Here is an 18,356-nt window from a genome sequence, read left to right on the forward strand (position 1 = left end):
GGATTACATTGGATGAGTGTGGTTTTGACTTTAATATATTTATCGTTGGATTAGGTCTTATAGGTGGATCGTATGCTATGGCATTAAGAAAATTAAATCCTTTAAGTATATGTGGTATAGATGTAGATGAAAACTCATTGAAAGAAGCTGTAAATAGGGGAATAATAGATCAAGGATTCACAGATGGAAAAGAAGCATTAAGAAAAGCAGATTTAGTTATTATGGCCACTTATCCTGAAGAAATTGTAAATTTTATGAAAAACAATATAGGTAATTTTAAAAAAGGGGCTGTAATAACTGATACTTGTGGAATAAAAGAAGGATTAATAGATATTATAAATTCCTTTTTGCCTGATGAACTGGACTTTGTTGGAGGGCATCCAATGGCAGGCAAAGAGTCAAAAGGTATTAAGGTTGCTTCTGATGATATTTTTAATAATGCTAATTATATAATTACTCCTACAGAAAGAAATCGTAAGGAAAATATAATGCTAATAGAAAAAATGGCTAGAGCTATAGGATGTAAGAAAGTAATAAGTATATCACCTAAAGAACATGATAAGATAATATCATTTACAAGTCAGCTTCCACATGTTATAGCAGTATCACTTATGGATTCAGATTTAGTAGAAAATAATATAGAAACTTTTACTGGAGGAAGCTTTAAAGATGCTACTCGTGTTGCAGTTATAAATTCTACCTTGTGGTCAGAGTTATTCTTCCTTAATTCAGATAATTTAATTACTGAGATAGAAAGATTTCAAAAATCTATAGAAAAAATAAAAAATGCTATAATGTCAGAGGATGAAAATACTTTAAAACATATATTTAAAAATGCTACTGCCAGGAGAAAGAAGATGGTATAGATTATGAAAATAATTGAAGTAAAGCTTAAAGACAATGGTTATAAAATTTATATTGAAAAAAATATTTTTGAAAAGATAGCAATTTATTTGAAAGAAAACCATGAAAATAAAAAAATTGTTATAATAACGGATAAAAATTTAGAAAAATTATATGTAAAAGCTTTAAATAAAACTATACAGGATAAAAATTTTAAAACAAAGATTATTTCCATAGAACCAGGAGAAAGAAGTAAATCTATAGATACACTAAAAAAATTGTATGAGGATTTTACTAATTTTAATCTTACAAGAGGAGATTTAATATTAACCTTTGGTGGTGGTGTTGTTGGTGATTTAGGTGGCTTTGCTGCTTCTACATACTTAAGAGGAGTACCATATATACAAATACCTACATCACTTTTAGCTCAAGTAGATAGCAGTGTAGGTGGTAAGGTTGCCGTGGATTTACCTTGGGGAAAAAATTTAGTAGGAAGCTTTTATCAACCTAAAGCTGTTTTCATAGATCCAGAATTACTTAAAACTTTGGATAAAAGATTTTTGCATGATGGATTAGCAGAAGTAATAAAATACGGATGCATAAGAGATGAAAGTATATTTAGAGAACTTATGAGTTATGAAGATGATGAAGAACTTTTAGATAATATAGAAAAAATAATATACACATGCTGCAATATAAAAAAGAAAGTAGTGGAGAGTGATGAGAAGGATTTAGGTGAAAGAATGATTTTAAATTTCGGTCATACTTTAGGTCATGCTGTAGAAGAATATTTTAATTACAGCAAATATACTCATGGTGAAGCTGTTGCTATAGGCATGGCTGAAATAACTAGAAGAAGTGAAGAACTTAACATTACTAAAATTGGCACTCATAATTTTATAGAAAAAATACTTATGAAGTATGGATTACCATACAAAAGAATAGAAATGGACAAGGAAAAAATACTTCACACAATAAAGTTGGATAAGAAGAGTAGTGGGGAAAATATTAATTTAATTCTTCTAAATAAAATAGGTGAAGGTTTTATTAAAAAAGTGTCCATTAGAGAAATAGAAAATTATATTTAAAAAATAGGGGGCTAAATTTTATGAAATATGTAATGATTAATCCAAGTAAACTCAGTGGAAAGGTGCAAGTTCCAACTTCAAAAAGTGCTTGTCATAGAGCAGTAATTTGTGCAGGTCTTTCAAATGGAATTAGCAATATTTCTAATGTAGTCTTTTCAGAAGATGTAGAAGCTACTTGTGAAGCAATGAAGAACTTAGGAGTAAGAATTAAGAAAGAAAAAGATTCTCTTCAAGTTAGGGGATTAGAAAAGTTGAAACCTGTAAATTCTAGTATGGATTGTTCCGAATCTGGATCAACACTTAGATTTTTAATACCTATAGGAGCAACAACAGGAGAAAAACTTACTTTTAAAGGAAAAGGAAAGCTTGTAGAAAGACCTTTAAAATGTTATTACAATATATTTGATGAACAAAAACTTAAATATGACAATGCAGGTGGAAAACTTCCATTAACTATAAAAGGTAAATTAAAATCAGGTGAATATAAAATTAGAGGAGATGTAAGTTCTCAATTTATTAGTGGATTGATGTTTGCTCTTCCACTATTGGATGGAGATTCAAAAATAATAATTACTACAGAATTAGAATCAAAACCTTATGTAGATTTAACTATGGATATGCTTAAAAACTATGGTGTACAAATAGAAAATAGAGAATATAAGGAATTTATTATAAGAGGAAATCAAAACTATAAATCATCAGATTGTGAAGTAGAAGGAGATTATTCTCAAGCAGCCTTTTGGCTTGCAGCAGGATTACTTGGAAATGATATAGTATGTGAAGGATTGGATATAAATTCTCTTCAAGGAGATAAAGCTATCCTTAATATAATAGAAAGTATGAATGGCAAAATTTCTATAGAAGGAAATAAAGTAAAAGCTATACCTTCTAAAACAAAGGGAACAATTATAGATGCTTCTCAGTGTCCGGATCTTGTACCTGTATTGACATCACTGGCAGCATTAAGTGAAGGCACTACAGAAATAGTTAATGCAGCTAGACTTAGAATTAAAGAATCTGATAGATTAAGTGCAATAAGTACAGAACTTAATAGACTTGGAGCAGACATAGAGGAAAAAGAAGATGGACTTATAATAAGAGGAAAAGAAAGTCTTAAAGGTGGAGAGGTTCAAAGCTGGAACGATCATCGTATAGCTATGGCACTAGCAGTAGCTTCCATAAAGTGCACGGAACCTGTTATAATAAAAGATGCATCTTGTGTTAAAAAATCATACCCTGATTTTTGGCAGCATTTCAGAACTTTAGGAGGTAATATAGATGAGTGGAGTTTGGGGCAGTAAAGTAAAGCTTTCTATTTTTGGAGAGTCCCATGGAAAAGCTATAGGAATAAATATTGATGGTATAAAGCCAGGTATAGAATTAGATTTAGATTATATAAATAAAGAAATGAAAAGAAGGGCTCCAGGAGGAAGTGAACTTTCTACTCCTAGAAAAGAAGAAGATAATTTTGAAATATTAAGTGGATATTTTAATGGAAGAACTACAGGAACACCTTTGTGTGCTATTATTTATAATAAAAATCAACATTCCAAGGATTATGAAAAAACTAAGAATTTAATGAGACCTTCCCATGGAGATTTAACAGGACATGTTAAATATCAAGGTTTTAATGATTATAGAGGAGGAGGGCATTTTTCAGGAAGGATAACTGCTCCCTTAGTATTTGCAGGTGCTATCTGCAAACAAATATTAGAGAAAAAAGGTATATTTATTGGAAGTCATATAAAAAGTATAGCTAAAATAGAAGATGTAAGCTTTAATATGACTGAAATAGAAAATGAAATCTTAAAAAGTTTAAATGAAAGTAAATTTCCTGTTTTAACTGAAGAAATAGGTATTAATATGAAAAACAGCATAGTAAGAGCTAAGGAAGAAATGGATTCTTTAGGTGGAGTTATAGAGACAGCAGTAAATAATTTACCAGTAGGTCTTGGAGAACCTTTCTTTGACTCTGTAGAAAGTGTTTTATCACATTTGTTATTTTCTATTCCAGGAGTAAAAGGAGTAGAATTTGGTGAAGGCTTTAATATATCAAAAATGAAGGGTTCAGAAGCCAATGATGGATTTTATGTTGAAAATGAAAAAATAAAAACCTACAGCAATAATAATGGAGGAATTTTAGGTGGAATTACAAATGGAATGCCTTTAGTATTTAGAACAGCTGTAAAACCAACACCATCCATTGCAAGAATTCAAGATACAGTGGATATAGAAAAGAAAGAAAATGCTAAAATAGAGATAAAAGGAAGACATGATCCTTGTATTATACCTAGAGCACTTCCAGTGGTGGAAGCTGCAGCTGCAATAGCAATAATTCAATTTATAGATTAAGGAAAGTGATAAACATGGAAGATTTAAACTATTTAAGAGAGCAAATTAATGAAATAGATGAAGAATTAGTAAAACTTTTTAAAAAGAGAATGTCAGTAGTTTCTAATGTAGCTCATTATAAAATAGAAAACCACATGGAAGTATTGGATAGTAGTAGAGAAAATCAAATTATAAACAAGCATTTGAAGAACGTTGAAGATAAAACTTTACAAAACTATTTAAAAGAGTTTCTTCAAGATTTAATGAGTATAAGCAGAGAATCCCAAAAGGAAATTCTCTCTAAGGCATCCTGTAATTGTGAAGTAGATGAAGATAGTGAATTTAAAGTAGGATTTCAAGGGGTTCCTGCCTCATTTAGTCACCAAGCGGTAAATGAGTATTTTGGTAACAATGTAAAGTCAGATCATTTTAAGAGTTTTAAAGATATTTTTGAAGCAGTACAAAAAGGTGATATAAAATATGGTGTTTTGCCTATTGAAAATTCATCAACAGGTGGTATTTCTGAAGTTTACGATCTTATGAGGGAATATGGATTTTATATAGTTGGTGAAAAATGTGTAAAGGTAGACCATAATTTAATGGGAACTGAAGATGCTGAAATTTGTGATATAAATGAAGTTTACTCACATACACAAGGTTTTTTGCAGTGTAAAGAATTTTTTGATGACCATAGTGATTGGAGATTAATTCCATATTTTAATACTGCTAAAAGCGCAGAGTATGTAAGCAAGGAAAATTTGAAAAATAAAGCTTGTGTGGCAAGTAAAAAAGCAGCAGAATTTTATGGACTAAAAATTTTGAAGGAAAATATAAATTATAATAGCAACAATTATACCAGGTTTATAATTATAGGAAGAAAAGAAGAAAGTGATATTAGTTCTGATAAGATAAGTGTTATTTTATCAATATCTCATAAGGTAGGAGCTTTATATAAAATTTTAAAGCATTTTTCAGATAACAATTTAAATATGATGAAAATAGAGTCAAGACCAATTGTAGGTAAATCGTGGCAATACTTTTTCTATATAGATTTTCAAGGAAATATATTAAATGAAAATACGAAAAGCGCTTTAAGGAGTATAGAAGAAGAAAGTTTATATTATAAGTTTTTGGGAAACTACAAAGGTGAGGTGAGTTAAATATAGATGGGAAATTTATATGGACTAATTGGGAAAACTTTGGGACACAGCATTTCTCCTAAAATACACAGTTTAATATTAGAAAGTTTAAATTTAGATGGTTTTTATAATTTGTTTGAAGTAAACAATGAGGATTTAAAAAAAGCTGTAATTGGATTAAAAGCCCTTGGAGCTAAGGGAATAAATGTGACTATACCTCACAAAGTGAACATTATGCAATACTTAGATGATGTATCTCTGGAAGCATCAAAAATAGGAGCCATTAACACTATAGATTTTAAAGAAAATAAACTTGTAGGATATAATACGGATTATTATGGCTTTGGTGAGTCACTTAAAAAAGAAAAAATAGAGGTTCATAATAAAGAAGCTGTTATACTAGGTACCGGTGGGGCTTCAAAGGCAGTATTTCACTATTTATTGGATAATGGCATAAATGATATCATTTTTGTGAGTAGAATTCCTGAAAATACTAAAGATAAGCTTAAAGATTTTAAAGTTATATCTTATGAAGATATGAATAAGCTTAACTGTAAGGATATAATTATAAATTGCACTCCTTGTGGAATGTATCCTAAAGTAGAAAGTTGTTCAGTGGATAAAAGTATATTAAGTAAATTTAGTTCAGCAGTGGATTTAATATATAATCCTATGGAAACTATGTTCTTAAGAGAAGCTAGAGAAATTGGAGTAAAAACTGTAAATGGGCTTTATATGTTAGTAGCCCAAGCTATAGCATCTCAAGAAATTTGGCAGAGGATGGAAATTGGTCAGGAAATTAAAAAGCATATTTATGAAGTTATAAAAAAATATAATTGCTAAATTTTCAAATAAAATATGAAGAATGAAAGGTGTTATAAATATGATAAGTAAAAATATAGTATTGATAGGCATGCCAGGCAGCGGAAAAACAACTATAGGAAAAATTTTATATGAAAAATTGAGAACGGATTTTATTGATATGGATGATTATATAGAAGATAGAGAAGGAAAAACTATACCAGATATATTCAAAAATGGAGAAGATTACTTTAGAAAATTAGAAAAAGAAGCTGTTTGTGAAGTAAGCACAAAAAAATCAGCTATAATATCCACTGGTGGTGGAGTAATCAAAAATTTTTCAAATATAGAAAACCTTAAGAAAAATGGAATTGTAATTTTTATAGATAGACCTGTAGAAAATATTGCACAGGATATAAATGTATTAAGCAGACCTCTTTTAAAAGATGGAGTAGGAAAATTATATGAACTTTTAGATGAAAGATATGAACTCTACAAAAAGTATTCGGATTTTCAAGTTGAAAATAATGGTAAAATTGAAGATGTAATTGAAAAAATACTTGAATTAGCCAAATAAAAAAATCATAGTTTCACAAGATTTAGGCATATGAAGAAAATAACTAGTAAATACTTAAATACATTCTCAACTTGTTATTTATTTCATATGTCTATAATTATATATTGCATCTTTTAAAATATCTAATAGTTTTTTTATGTATAATCAATAGAACAATTCTATAGATTGTAAAGCGCATATAAAAATTAAAAAGATCTTATATGCACTTATTTACATCTAAATAATTTTTTTTACCATATTTAATTGCAAATGAACGAAAAGAATCTGTAGCAAGAGTATTATAACGATCTTTAACAGTAGCTGCATAAATAAATCTTTTGTAATTTGGCTGCTTAATTTTAATTATTTTCACATCAAAATTTTTTAAAGATGGTATATTTGGAATAATTGCTATTCCATAGTTAATAGCTACAAAACCAGCTATAGCACTATCCTCTTCAGCCTCACATGCAATTTTAGGTACGATATTTGAATCTTTAAACATTTTATCTATGAGTGGGCGCAAACCACTTTCATTACTGAAGAAAACAAAAGGATAAGGTGCAGTTTCGTTTAAACTTACACTTTTATAATTGGAAAGAGGATGATCTTTAGGTACAATGATAACTAATTCTTCTTGTGCTATAGGAATAAAATCGATATTTGGTTCATTTTCAACAAAAGAGCAAAAAACCAGGTCAAATTTTCCTTGCTTAAGGTTATTGATTAAATATTGAGTGTTTCCTTGAGCAAAAGAAAATTCTACATTTTTATAATTAGTTTCATTTAAAAAGCTTTGAACTATATTAGGTACAAATTTGGAACCTAAAGTGTAAATAAAGGCTAGGTCAACTTTTCCTTCCGTAGGGCTTACCATTTTTAATAATAGATTTTTACCCAAATCCAATTCATCAAGGGCTTTTTCTACATAAGAAAGAAAAAAACGTCCGTACTTTGTCAGCTTTACATTTCTACCCTCCTTTTCAAATAACTGAGTACCAAATTCTCTCTCTAATTCTGAAATACTATAACTTAAACTAGGCTGTGTTATGTATAATTTTTCAGCTGCCCTTGTGTAATGCTCGGTTTGTGCTAAAACACGAAAGTATTGAAGCTGTTTTAAATTCATTTTAACTCACCTCTGAAAATATTGTTATTTTACTGCTTTTTTTAGAATTTTTTATCGTTTATAGTATTAATTATAATAGAATATATAAATAAATTCTATAGCTTTGAAGGAAAATATGAATTAGATTTATGATAACGGTTTTGCTATAATGAATCACAAGATGAATGTTAATTAACAAACACATTCATTTAAGTTTAGTTGTATTGTTAAAAAAAGTATTTAATGTAGTGAAAATCCAATTATCCGTACAAACACGATATAAATACAATATGTAAAAGAAAAATTTTTCATATTGTTTCTAAATTCTACTATAAAGATAAAAATAGAATATAAAAATGGAGGAAGAAAAATGAAAAGCAAATATCCAAATCTTTTGTCACCAATTACTATAAATGGAATGACACTTAGAAATAGAACTGTTATGCCGCCAATAGGTAGTAATTTTGCTACTGTTAGTGCAGAAGTATCTGAAGAGATGATTAAATATTATGAATTAAGAGCAAAAGGTGGCACAGGACTTATCATAGTTGAAAATGCTTGTGTTGATTTTCCAATGGGAACTAATGGAACAAAACAGTGTAGAATTGATGATAATCAATATGTACCTGGACTTTATACATTAGTGGAAAGACTTCATGCTTATGGAGCTAAAGTATCAATTCAACTTAACCATGCTGGAGCATCTGCTTATGCTGCAAGATTAGGTGGTGTACAAGCAGTTTCAGCTTCTAATATTCCTTCAAAAACAGGTGGAGCAATTCCTAGACCTTTAACTGTAGAGGAAATGAAAGATATTGCAAAAAAATATGGAGAATCTGCTGCAAGAGCTCAATTAGCAGGATTTGATTCAGTTGAAATTCATGCAGGTCACTCTTATTTACTTAATCAGTTCTTATCACCTTTATTTAATGATAGAACTGATGAATTTGGTGGAAGTGCCGAAAATAGAGCAAGATTTGCAGTAATGGTTATAGACAGCGTAAGAGCTGCAGTAGGTCCTAGATTTCCAATTTCTATAAGAATCAGTGCCGATGATATGATTGAGGGAGGTAACACTCTTGAAGATTCTCTAGAATTGATGGGATATATGCAGGAAAAAGTAGATTTTTTAAATATTTCTATAGCGCAAAATGATACTTTATATCTTCAACATGACAAAATGAGTTTAGCAGAAGGCTGGAGAAGCTATATGGCTAAGGATTTCAAAGAAAAATTCAATAAACCAGTAATAACTTCAGGAAACATCCGTTCTCCAAAGGTTGCTGAGGAAATCATTGCTAAAGGAGATGCAGATCTTCTTGCTATGGGTCGTGGTTTAATTGCAGAGCCATATTGGGCTAACAAGGTTGCTAATGGACAGGAACATCTTCTTAGAAGATGTATATCTTGTAATATAGGATGTGCTGATCACCGTTTAGCAAAATCACAACCAATTCGCTGCAGTATAAATCCAGATCTTTTATTTGAAGATGCTTATAAAGAAAAACAAGTAAAGAAACCTGTTAATGTTGTAGTTATTGGTGGAGGTACAGCAGGACTCGAAGCTGCATGTACTGCTGCAGAAGTAGGTTGTAATGTAACATTATTAGAACAAAAGGACAGATTAGGCGGATTAGCTTGGATGATAGGAACGATTCCAGCAAAAGCAAGAATTCACTATTTCGTAGAATATTTAGAGAATAGAGTGAAAGAACTTCCTAACCTTAAAGTAAAACTTAACACAAAAGCTTCAAAGGAAGTATTAGATGAATTAAATCCAGATATTATAATAAATGCAACAGGATCGAAACCATTACTTCCTCCAATAGCAGGATTATTGGATCGTGTAGATAAAGCTGGATCAAAGGTTAAATCAACATTTGGCTTTATTAATAACATCAAAGATTTTGATAAAGACTGTAAAGATAAAAAAGTCGTAGTAGTAGGTGGAGGCGCAGTAGGACTTGATGTTGTAGAATTCTTTGCTGAAAGAGGAGCAGATGTTGCTGTCATAGAAATGATGCCAGTAATAGGAAAAGATTTAGATACTAATACAAAGCTTGATGTATATCATATGATGAAAGTAAATAATGTTAAACAGCTTGCAAATACTGCACTTCAGGCTGTTAATGATAGTTCCTTTACAGTGAAAAATCCTGAAGGAGCTGTTGTAGATATAAACTTCGATTATGGTTTTGTATGCCTAGGAATGAGATCAGAAAATGCTGAATTCCCTATGGTTGAAGAGTATGCTTCAGAAAAGGATGTAAAACTTCTTAACATTGGTGATAGTGTAAGAGCAAGAAGAATAATATCTGGTGTTGAAGAAGGTAGAAATGTAGTTAAAACTTTAGAGGTTATGGGTGCATTTAAATAATAGGATACTATTGTACTACTTAATGAAACTGAAGTAATAATTAAATTGAGTAAAAATAATGCCGATTAAGATGATTTGAGTTCATCTTAATCGGCTATTTTTATAAGCAGTCACTTACAGAACTTTTTTCCTTTATGTATGAAATAAAATTGATAACAGCAGGAGGAAAATACTTATTCTTTTTGTATGCAAGATATATTATCTGAGAATATCTTGGGCTGCTGATGTTTATTTTTTTTACTTTAGCATGTGCAAGAGCAGGTGCTTCAGATATAATAGCTACTCCAAAGTTTGCAGCAACTAGTGAAGAAATAGCATATTCATCAGCAGCTTCACAAATAATTTTTGGATTTAAATTAATACTTTTCAATAATTTTAAAGTAGTTTTTCCCATAGCAGAAGTTTTATCATATGCTACTAAAGGATAGGGTTCAATGACATTCAAATCAATGCTGTCAAATTTTGAAAGTGGATGATCAAAAGGAACAATTACAAATAAATCCTTTTTAATAATGGGAACAAACATAATGTCAGGTTCATTTTCTATATGAGAACAAAAAATTAAATCATATTTATCGTTTTTTAGTTCTTCTAACATTTTATAAGAAAAACCTTGTTTAAATGTGAAAGTAACATTTTTATTTTGTTCTATATTTAAAAAACTACGTACTGTATCAGGAATATAATATTGTGCTAATGGAGAAATATATGCTATATCAACATGGCCATGTTCACTGCTTGCTAATTGATTCATCTTATTTTTTGCATTTTCTAATTCGTTTAATATGTTTTCGACATATTGTAAAAATATTTTACCATATTTAGTTAAATGAACATTCCTTCCTTCTTTATCAAATAGGCAAATACCAAGTTCTGATTCTAAATTTAGCATTGATTTACTTAAACTAGGTTGAGATACATTTAACTCTAAAGCTGCTTGTCTAAAGTGCTCTAATTGAGCAATTTTTCTAAAATAATACAATTGGCTTAAGTTCATAAATTAGTCCTCCTAAATAGAATAATATATAGTATACCATAATTGATAGATAAAAACTATTAATAATCATAGAAATATGTATTAGAATTATCAAACACATTGCAGTATAATAAAGTCAAGATATGTTAAAAAAATAACTAAACTGTTATAAAATATACAATTATAGTAGAAAAACTTTTATTATGTAGTGTTTTGTACAACATTATCTGTTAAAATCTATAAGTAATAAATTTTTTGATTCTTTAAGATAACGATTACTTAATCTTAATTGATAATTTAAAAAGTTAAGAAAGGAAGGAAAAAATGAAAAGTATAGTTCAAGTAAGAAATATGAAATTAGGTCAGGGAATTCCTAAAATAGCAGTTCCATTTATGGGACGCAACAATGAAGAAATTATGAAAGATGTAGCTTATTTAAAAGAAATTAAGCTGGATGTTGCAGAATGGAGAATCGATTTTTACGAAGATGTATATAAAATTGAAAAAGTAAAAGAAATTTTGGCTGAGGTTAGAAAAGCCTTAGGAGATACAACTTTATTAGTTACTTTCAGAACTTCTAAGGAAGGTGGAGCAAAGGAAATCACATTAGAATATTATGTAGAATTGCAAAAGGCAATAGCAGCAACAGGCAATGCAGATATGATTGATGTGGAATTATTTGTTGGTGCTGAAGAAACTGTAAAAGGAATTGTAAAAGCAGCACATGAACATGATGTTAAAGTAATTATGTCTAATCATGATTTTGATAAGACACCTAGCAAAAATGAAATAATAGCAAGATTGTGCAAAATGCAAGAATTAGGAGCAGATGTTCCTAAGATAGCAGTAATGCCTTTAAGCAGCACAGATGTAATTGAATTATTAACAGCTACAAATGAAATGGTACGTGATCATGATAGAACACCAATTATAACTATGTCAATGGGTCCACTAGGAGTTATAAGCCGTTTAGCAGGTGAAGCCTTTGGATCAGCACTTACTTTTGGATCAGCAAAAGTTGCATCAGCTCCAGGACAATTGGAAGCAAATGAATTGTGCAAAATACTTTCACTTATTAGTGCTAACAAATAGTTATTATAATAAACAACTATTTAAAAATATAATTTAAATATAAAGGAGACGATTATTATGGCAGAAAGAATTACAGGACACACAGAACTTATAGGATTAATAGCATATCCAATTAGACATTCAAGTTCACCAGCAATGCACAATGAAGCATTTGCAAAATTAGGCTTGGATTATGCTTACCTTGCATTTGAAGTAGGTAATGAAGAATTAGAGGATACTATAAAAGGCTTCAGAGCAATGAAAGTTCGTGGATCAAATGTATCAATGCCAAATAAAACAGTGGTACATAAGTATCTTGACAAGTTATCAGAAGCAGCAGAGCTTTGCGGTGCAGTTAATACAATTGTAAATGACAATGGTGTTTTAACTGGACACATCACAGATGGTATTGGTTATATGCAATCATTAAAAGATGCTGGAATTGATGTTATTGGCAAGAAAATAACAATAGCAGGAGCAGGTGGAGCAGCTACAGCAATAGAAATACAAGCAGCTTTAGATGGAGTAAAGGAAATATCAATATTTAACCGTAAAGATGAATTCTTCGAAAGAGGAAAGAAAACAGTAAAAGATATTAATGAAAAAACTAACTGTAAAGCAACTTTATATGATTTAGATGATCTTGCAAAACTAAAAGAAGAAATTGCAGATAGCTATTTATTTGCTAATGCAACTGGTGTTGGAATGAAACCTTTAGAAGGACAAACTTATATTCCAGATCCAAGCTTCTTAAGACCAGATTTAATTGTAACAGATACAGTTTATGCACCTGCAGAAACTGCATTGTTAAAAATGGCAAAAGAAGTAGGATGTAAAACAATGAATGGTTTTGGAATGATGCTATTCCAAGGAGCAGCAGCTTTCAAACTATGGACTGGAAAAGAAATGCCTATAGAACACATGAAAAAGGTATTAAACATTAAATATTAATTAAGATTTTATATACATATAATAAACATAACATATACACAAATTCAAGTGTGTTAATGTTTATTAAATGTTTATTATATGTATACAATTCACATTAAAATACAACTAAACTTAAATCATTATTATATTTGAGCATGTTCTATAACAAAATTTTTGAATTCATGAACAACTGGTGCAAGGTAACCATCTTTCAACATTGCTAAATAAAATAACCTTTCAAAACTTGGACTTGAAATTTCAATTACTTTCAAATTCATAGAATTCAAAATAGGCATGTTAGGACAAACTGCAATGCCAAAATTTTTAGCAACAAGTCCAGCAATTACTTGATCTTCTTCAACTTCATAAGCAATTTTAGGTTGCTTACCAATTTGTGCAAACAAATCATCAACTATAGGTCTAAGTCCACTTTTGCTTGTAAAAAAGATTTGAGGATACGGAATAGTATCAATTAGATCTATTGAGGTTTTATCTGCAAGTGGATGGTTAGTAGGAACAATTAATACTAGCTCTTGACTAGCAACTGGTGTAAATTCAATACCTTGTTCTTTACCAATTTTGGAGCAGAAAGCAATATCATATTTTCTCTCCTTAAGACCTTGAATGATATCAACAGAAGTTGCTATAGTGTGAAAATTAAATTCTATTGATTTTTGTCTGTAGGCTTCTAGAAATTTTCGAGTAATATCTGGCACAAAATCTGTTCCTAATGTGCGAAGAAAGGCTAGATGAATTTTACCTTCACCACTGCCAATGAGTTTTAAAGTTTTAATACTTGAATCAAGAATTTCTAAGGATTTTTCTACATTATTTAAAAATATTTTTCCATATTTGGTAAGTACAATGTTTCTACCATCTTTTTCAAACAAAGAAATACCTAATTCATTTTCTAATAATGATATTGCGTGGCTTAAACTTGGCTGAGTGATCATTAATTTCTCGGCAGCCTTTGTATAATGTTCTAAATGTGCCAAAGTTACAAAATAGCGTAAATGATATAAATTCAATTTCATACCTCACTTTCAAAATATGATTGACATGATTATAACATAATCTATACATAAAATCTATGAATTATTAGGAAATTATCAATTTGTTTTATGAAAACTTATATAATATAATGAATTTATAAATTTCACTTAAATCGATTACTTAATTGAAATTTAGGCTATTTTAATAGAAAATCTATCGGTAGAAACTAGTTTGATTAAGTTAAATTTTTTATACATAAATTGAAAACTAAGCTAAATTAATAACAATTTTTTACTTGAAAGGGGATTATACTATGAAAAATCAATGCCCACCAATTACAGTTAGTTCATGGACATTAGGAGATCAATGCAAATTTGAAGAAAGAGTTAAAGCAGCAAAGGAAGCAGGTTATGACGGAATAGGTCTTCGTGCTGAAACATATGTAGATGCATTAAATGAAGGTTTATTCGATGCTGATATACTTGATATTCTTAAAAAATATGATATGAAGGTTACTGAAGTTGAATATATTACACTTTGGGCTGAAGATAATCGTTCCTATGAACAAAAATATAAAGAACAAATGTGCTTCCATATGTGTGAATTATTCGGTGTTAACCATATAAATATTGGATTAATGGAAACTTATAGTGTAGAACACACTGCACAAAAATTAAAAGAATTATGTCAAAGAGCTGGTAAATATGTTATTGGTGTAGAACCTATGCCATACAGTGGTATTCCAGATGTTAAAAAGGGCTGGGCAGTAGTTAAGGCTTCTGGCTGTGACAATGCTAAGCTTATATTAGATACATGGCATTGGGCAAGAGCAAATCAAGAAAATGATATTAAATTATTAGAAGGTATCCCAGCTGATAAAATTGTATCTATACAGATCAATGATGTTTATGAAAGACCTTATGCAAAATCTATATTAAGAGATGAGTCAATGCATGACAGACTTGCACCAGGTACTGGAATCAATGTAACAGAAGGTTTTGTTCAGATGATCAAAGAAAAAGGTATCAAACCTGCATGTATCGGTGTTGAAGTAATAAGTGATGCTATTTTAGCAAAAGGTATTGCCGAAGCAGCTAAGCACACATATGACAATACTATAAAAGTATTAGATAAAGCTTGGCCAGAAGTTTCTCCAAAGACAAAATAGTAAGACATAATATATTATAAGTTTTAATGGATTTTAAAAAACGAAAGGATGAGATTTTTTATGATGTTTAAATCCATGTTTACACCAATAAAAATTGGACCTATGACAGTTCCAAATCGTTTTGTAGTTTCACCTATGGGAAACAATTTTGCAAATACAGATGGAACCATGAGTGACAAATCATTGGCCTATTATAGCAAACGAGCTCAAGGTGGTTTTGGATTAATAACTTTTGAAGCTACAGTTGTGCATAAAGAAGCTAAGGGAGGTCCTAGAAAACCTTGCTTATTTGATGATAGCACTGTGGAAAGCTTTAAACGTGTAATTGATGCTTGTCATGAAAATGGTGCAAAAATATCTATTCAACTTCAACATGCAGGACCTGAAGGTAATGCAAAGATTGCTGGATATCCATTGAAATCTGCTTCAGCAATACCATCAGCATTAGGACGTAATATACCTGAAGCTATGACTACTGAAGAGATTTATGAATTAATTGAAGCATATGGTGATGCAGCAGTACGTGCAAAGAAAGCTGGAGCTGATGCAGTAGAAGTACACTGTGCACATGGATATTTAATTAGTAGTTTTCTTTCTCCAAGAACAAACAAACGTGTAGATGAATTTGGAGGATGCTTTGAAAATAGAATGAGACTTCCTCGTCTAGTTATTGAAAATATTCGAAAAAAAGTTGGACATTCTATAGCTATTATATGCCGTATAAATTCTAGTGATGAAGTTGCAGGTGGATTAGATGTTCACGATAGTGCAGTAATTGCGGCTTACTTAGAAGAATGTGGTATTGATGGACTTCATGTTTCACGTGCTGTACATCTTAAAGATGAGTATATGTGGGCACCTACAGTTATACATGGTGGCTTCAATGCTGAATTAGTTACAGAAATAAAAAGAGCGGTAAATATTCCTGTTATTGTTGTAGGACGTTTTACAGAACCACATTATGCAGAAATATTAGTTCGCGAAGGAAGATGTGATTTAGTAGCTTTTGGACGTCAAAGTTTAGCTGATCCAGAAACACCTAACAAAGCTGCAGCTGGCTGCTTGGATGAATTAACTCCATGTATTGCTTGTCTACAGGGATGTGTTTGCAACATGTATCAAGGAAAGCCAATTACTTGTCTTGTTAATCCACTACTTGGAAGAGAAGATGAATTAAAAGCAGCTGATACTAGTAAAAAAGTAGTAGTTGTTGGAGGCGGAGTTGGTGGTATGCTTGCAGCATGGGTATGTGCTAAGAGAGGCCACGATGTAACATTGTTTGAAGCAACTGATACACTTGGTGGACAAATGCGTTTAGCAGCTTATCCTCCAGGAAAAGGTGATATTACAAATATGGTACGTAGTTACATCAACAAATGTAACAAATATGGTGTAAAAATCCAAATGAATACAAAGGTAACTCCTGAAATAATATCAGAAGAAAAACCTGATGCAGTAGTTCTAGCTACAGGAGCAACACCACTTGTACTTCCAATACCAGGAATTAACGATTCTGGATTAATCCATGCAGTTGACCTTCTTGATGGAAAAGAAGCTTGTGGTAAAAAAGTTCTTGTTGTAGGAGGCGGTATGGTTGGATGTGAAACAGCTGCTTTCTTAGGAGAACTTGGACATGATGTTACTGTTATAGAGCTTCGTGATGAAGTAGGAGCTGATGTAATATCAGAACATCGTAAATATTTAATGAAAGATTTTAATGAATATAAAATTAAAACTATTACAGGAGCAAAAGTTGCAAAATTCTTTGAAGGCGGTGTAGCTTATACACTTGCAGACGGTATAGAACAAAGTGCTTGTGGCTTTGATTCAGTAGTTCTTGCTATGGGATCACGTAACTACGATCCATTAAGTGAAGAAGTTAAGAAAGTTGTAAAAGAAACTTATGTTGTTGGAGATGCAACAAGAGCACGTAGAGCATTAGATGCAACAAAAGAAGCACTAGATGCAGCATTACAAATATAATGCTATAGCACTATAACAATTTTAGGGGGCTCACATTATGGAAAAAAGAATTTCAGGAACAACAGCTTTATATAGTTTAATAGGTACACCAGTAGGACATTCAGGATCTCCTGCTATGTATAATTACAGCTTTCAAAAGTTAGGAGTGGATTCTGCATATTTAGCCTTTGATATTTCTCTAGAAAAAGTTCCTGATGCTATTGCAGCCATGAAGACTTTAAATATTAAAGGATCAAATGTTACAATGCCATGTAAGAGTGAAGTAGTTAAATATATGGATGAGTTATCTCCAGCTGCTCGTATAGTAGGAGCAGTAAATACTATTGTTAACAACAATGGCAAATTAACTGGAAATATTACAGATGGAGTTGGATTTGTACGCAGCTTAAAAGAAAATGGAGTAGATGTAAAAGGTAAAAATATAACTATTATTGGTGCAGGTGGTGCTGCAACAGCTATTCAAGTACAATGTGCTTTAGATGGAGCTAAGGAAATTTCCATATTTAATATAAAGGATGATTTCTATAAAAGAGCTGAAGAAACTATTGAAAAATTAAAGCAAGAAGTACCACAGTGCGTTGTAGAGTTATATGACTTAGAAGATAGACAAAAACTTAGAGAAAAAATTGCATCTTCTAATATTTTAGTAAATGCAACAAAAGTAGGAATGCATCCTCATGAAGATGAATCTCCAATAAAGGATAATGCAGTTTTTAGAAAAGATTTAGTTGTATCAGATACAGTATATAATCCAAAACAAACAAAGTTTTTAAAAGATGCTGAAGCTGTTGGATGCAAGACAGTAGATGGTACAGGAATGTTATTATGGCAAGGAGCGGAAGCTTTCAAGTTATATACTGGATTAGAAATGCCAGCAAAAGAAGTTGAGGAATTATACTTTAAGTAGTGGCTAACATTTAATATCCAAATGGGTTGGATTTAAAAATCCAACCCAATTGTTAAAAGGTAAAAAGTTAATAAATTAACAAAAA

The 18,356-nt window shown here is 30.6% G+C and carries 16 protein-coding genes; 13 read left to right on the forward strand and 3 right to left on the reverse strand.

The genetic code is table 11. The features are described 5' to 3' along the window. Positions 1-8: 8 nt before the first annotated feature. From Ccar_RS06425 to Ccar_RS06455, 7 genes are read left to right on the forward strand one after another with little or no spacing between them, the layout of a single operon-like run. Positions 9-866 (forward strand): prephenate dehydrogenase, encoded by an 858-nt coding sequence (locus tag Ccar_RS06425; RefSeq protein ID WP_007060910.1) that lies wholly within the window; start codon positions 9-11, stop codon positions 864-866. A gap of 3 nt (positions 867-869) precedes the next feature. After that, complete coding sequence (aroB, locus tag Ccar_RS06430) at positions 870-1,931, forward strand: 3-dehydroquinate synthase (RefSeq protein ID WP_007065161.1); 1,062 nt, start codon at positions 870-872, stop codon at positions 1,929-1,931. A gap of 20 nt (positions 1,932-1,951) precedes the next feature. Further along, the gene (aroA, locus tag Ccar_RS06435) at positions 1,952-3,232 is read left to right on the forward strand and encodes a 3-phosphoshikimate 1-carboxyvinyltransferase (RefSeq protein WP_007060907.1); all 1,281 of its coding nucleotides are present in this window, start codon (positions 1,952-1,954) and stop codon (positions 3,230-3,232) included. Next, positions 3,210-4,283: a chorismate synthase gene (gene aroC, locus Ccar_RS06440; RefSeq protein WP_007060906.1), complete on the forward strand. Its 1,074-nt coding sequence runs from the start codon at positions 3,210-3,212 to the stop codon at positions 4,281-4,283. The genes aroA and aroC overlap by 23 nt, the downstream gene beginning before the upstream one ends. Before the next feature lie 14 nt (positions 4,284-4,297). After that, a complete protein-coding gene (locus Ccar_RS06445) occupies positions 4,298-5,422 on the forward strand; it encodes a chorismate mutase (protein ID WP_007060905.1) in 1,125 nt (374 codons plus the stop codon). A 6-nt stretch (positions 5,423-5,428) separates the two neighbouring features. Next, positions 5,429-6,244 carry a shikimate dehydrogenase gene (gene aroE / locus Ccar_RS06450; RefSeq protein ID WP_007060904.1) on the forward strand — a complete coding sequence of 272 codons (816 nt, stop codon included), beginning with the start codon at positions 5,429-5,431 and terminating at the stop codon, positions 6,242-6,244. A 40-nt stretch (positions 6,245-6,284) separates the two neighbouring features. Beyond that, the gene (locus tag Ccar_RS06455; protein WP_007065162.1) at positions 6,285-6,779 is read left to right on the forward strand and encodes a shikimate kinase; all 495 of its coding nucleotides are present in this window, start codon (positions 6,285-6,287) and stop codon (positions 6,777-6,779) included. 196 nt (positions 6,780-6,975) lie between these two features. On the opposite strand, the gene Ccar_RS06460 is transcribed toward Ccar_RS06455, so the two are convergent. Beyond that, positions 6,976-7,887, reverse strand: a complete 912-nt coding sequence (locus Ccar_RS06460) for a LysR family transcriptional regulator (protein ID WP_034826978.1) — start codon at positions 7,885-7,887, stop codon at positions 6,976-6,978. 349 nt (positions 7,888-8,236) lie between these two features. Here Ccar_RS06460 and Ccar_RS06465 point away from each other — a divergent pair, with 349 nt between their 5' ends. Continuing rightward, a complete protein-coding gene (locus tag Ccar_RS06465) occupies positions 8,237-10,243 on the forward strand; it encodes an oxidoreductase (RefSeq protein WP_007060901.1) in 2,007 nt (668 codons plus the stop codon). Positions 10,244-10,343: 100 nt separating this feature from the next. Here Ccar_RS06465 and Ccar_RS06470 read toward each other — a convergent pair whose 3' ends face one another. After that, positions 10,344-11,240, reverse strand: coding sequence for a LysR substrate-binding domain-containing protein (locus Ccar_RS06470; protein ID WP_007060900.1), 897 nt, complete (start codon positions 11,238-11,240; stop codon positions 10,344-10,346). 303 nt (positions 11,241-11,543) lie between these two features. Between Ccar_RS06470 and aroD the strand changes: the two genes are divergently transcribed. Beyond that, complete coding sequence (aroD, locus tag Ccar_RS06475; RefSeq protein ID WP_007060899.1) at positions 11,544-12,311, forward strand: type I 3-dehydroquinate dehydratase; 768 nt, start codon at positions 11,544-11,546, stop codon at positions 12,309-12,311. A gap of 57 nt (positions 12,312-12,368) precedes the next feature. Beyond that, positions 12,369-13,241: a shikimate dehydrogenase gene (locus tag Ccar_RS06480; protein WP_007060898.1), complete on the forward strand. Its 873-nt coding sequence runs from the start codon at positions 12,369-12,371 to the stop codon at positions 13,239-13,241. Positions 13,242-13,363: 122 nt separating this feature from the next. Here the strand turns inward: Ccar_RS06480 and Ccar_RS06485 are convergent, their stop codons facing one another. Continuing rightward, a complete protein-coding gene (locus Ccar_RS06485; protein ID WP_007060897.1) occupies positions 13,364-14,248 on the reverse strand; it encodes a LysR family transcriptional regulator in 885 nt (294 codons plus the stop codon). 278 nt (positions 14,249-14,526) lie between these two features. Between Ccar_RS06485 and Ccar_RS06490 the strand changes: the two genes are divergently transcribed. From Ccar_RS06490 to Ccar_RS06500, 3 genes are read left to right on the forward strand one after another with little or no spacing between them, the layout of a single operon-like run. After that, a complete protein-coding gene (locus Ccar_RS06490) occupies positions 14,527-15,381 on the forward strand; it encodes a sugar phosphate isomerase/epimerase family protein (protein ID WP_007060896.1) in 855 nt (284 codons plus the stop codon). A 60-nt stretch (positions 15,382-15,441) separates the two neighbouring features. Continuing rightward, entirely contained in the window at positions 15,442-17,364 is a 1,923-nt protein-coding gene (locus Ccar_RS06495) for an oxidoreductase (protein WP_007060895.1), read from the forward strand. 37 nt (positions 17,365-17,401) lie between these two features. Beyond that, entirely contained in the window at positions 17,402-18,271 is an 870-nt protein-coding gene (locus Ccar_RS06500) for a shikimate dehydrogenase (RefSeq protein WP_007060894.1), read from the forward strand. Positions 18,272-18,356: the final 85 nt, after the last annotated feature.

Source organism: Clostridium carboxidivorans P7 (assembly GCF_001038625.1).
In the GTDB taxonomy this organism is placed as follows: Bacteria; Bacillota; Clostridia; order Clostridiales; family Clostridiaceae; genus Clostridium_AM; species Clostridium_AM carboxidivorans.

Bases quoted from the DNA above. Each gene is read 5' to 3' on its own strand.
- aroB (WP_007065161.1), top strand. From the start codon at position 870: ATGAAAATAATTGAAGTAAAGCTTAAAGACAATGGTTATAAAATTTAT.
- aroA (WP_007060907.1), top strand. From the start codon at position 1,952: ATGAAATATGTAATGATTAATCCAAGTAAACTCAGTGGAAAGGTGCAA.
- aroC (WP_007060906.1), top strand. From the start codon at position 3,210: ATGAGTGGAGTTTGGGGCAGTAAAGTAAAGCTTTCTATTTTTGGAGAG.
- Ccar_RS06445 (WP_007060905.1), top strand. From the start codon at position 4,298: ATGGAAGATTTAAACTATTTAAGAGAGCAAATTAATGAAATAGATGAA.
- aroE (WP_007060904.1), top strand. From the start codon at position 5,429: ATGGGAAATTTATATGGACTAATTGGGAAAACTTTGGGACACAGCATT.
- Ccar_RS06455 (WP_007065162.1), top strand. From the start codon at position 6,285: ATGATAAGTAAAAATATAGTATTGATAGGCATGCCAGGCAGCGGAAAA.
- Ccar_RS06460 (WP_034826978.1), bottom strand. From the start codon at position 7,887: ATGAATTTAAAACAGCTTCAATACTTTCGTGTTTTAGCACAAACCGAG.
- Ccar_RS06465 (WP_007060901.1), top strand. From the start codon at position 8,237: ATGAAAAGCAAATATCCAAATCTTTTGTCACCAATTACTATAAATGGA.
- Ccar_RS06470 (WP_007060900.1), bottom strand. From the start codon at position 11,240: ATGAACTTAAGCCAATTGTATTATTTTAGAAAAATTGCTCAATTAGAG.
- aroD (WP_007060899.1), top strand. From the start codon at position 11,544: ATGAAAAGTATAGTTCAAGTAAGAAATATGAAATTAGGTCAGGGAATT.
- Ccar_RS06480 (WP_007060898.1), top strand. From the start codon at position 12,369: ATGGCAGAAAGAATTACAGGACACACAGAACTTATAGGATTAATAGCA.
- Ccar_RS06490 (WP_007060896.1), top strand. From the start codon at position 14,527: ATGAAAAATCAATGCCCACCAATTACAGTTAGTTCATGGACATTAGGA.
- Ccar_RS06495 (WP_007060895.1), top strand. From the start codon at position 15,442: ATGATGTTTAAATCCATGTTTACACCAATAAAAATTGGACCTATGACA.
- Ccar_RS06500 (WP_007060894.1), top strand. From the start codon at position 17,402: ATGGAAAAAAGAATTTCAGGAACAACAGCTTTATATAGTTTAATAGGT.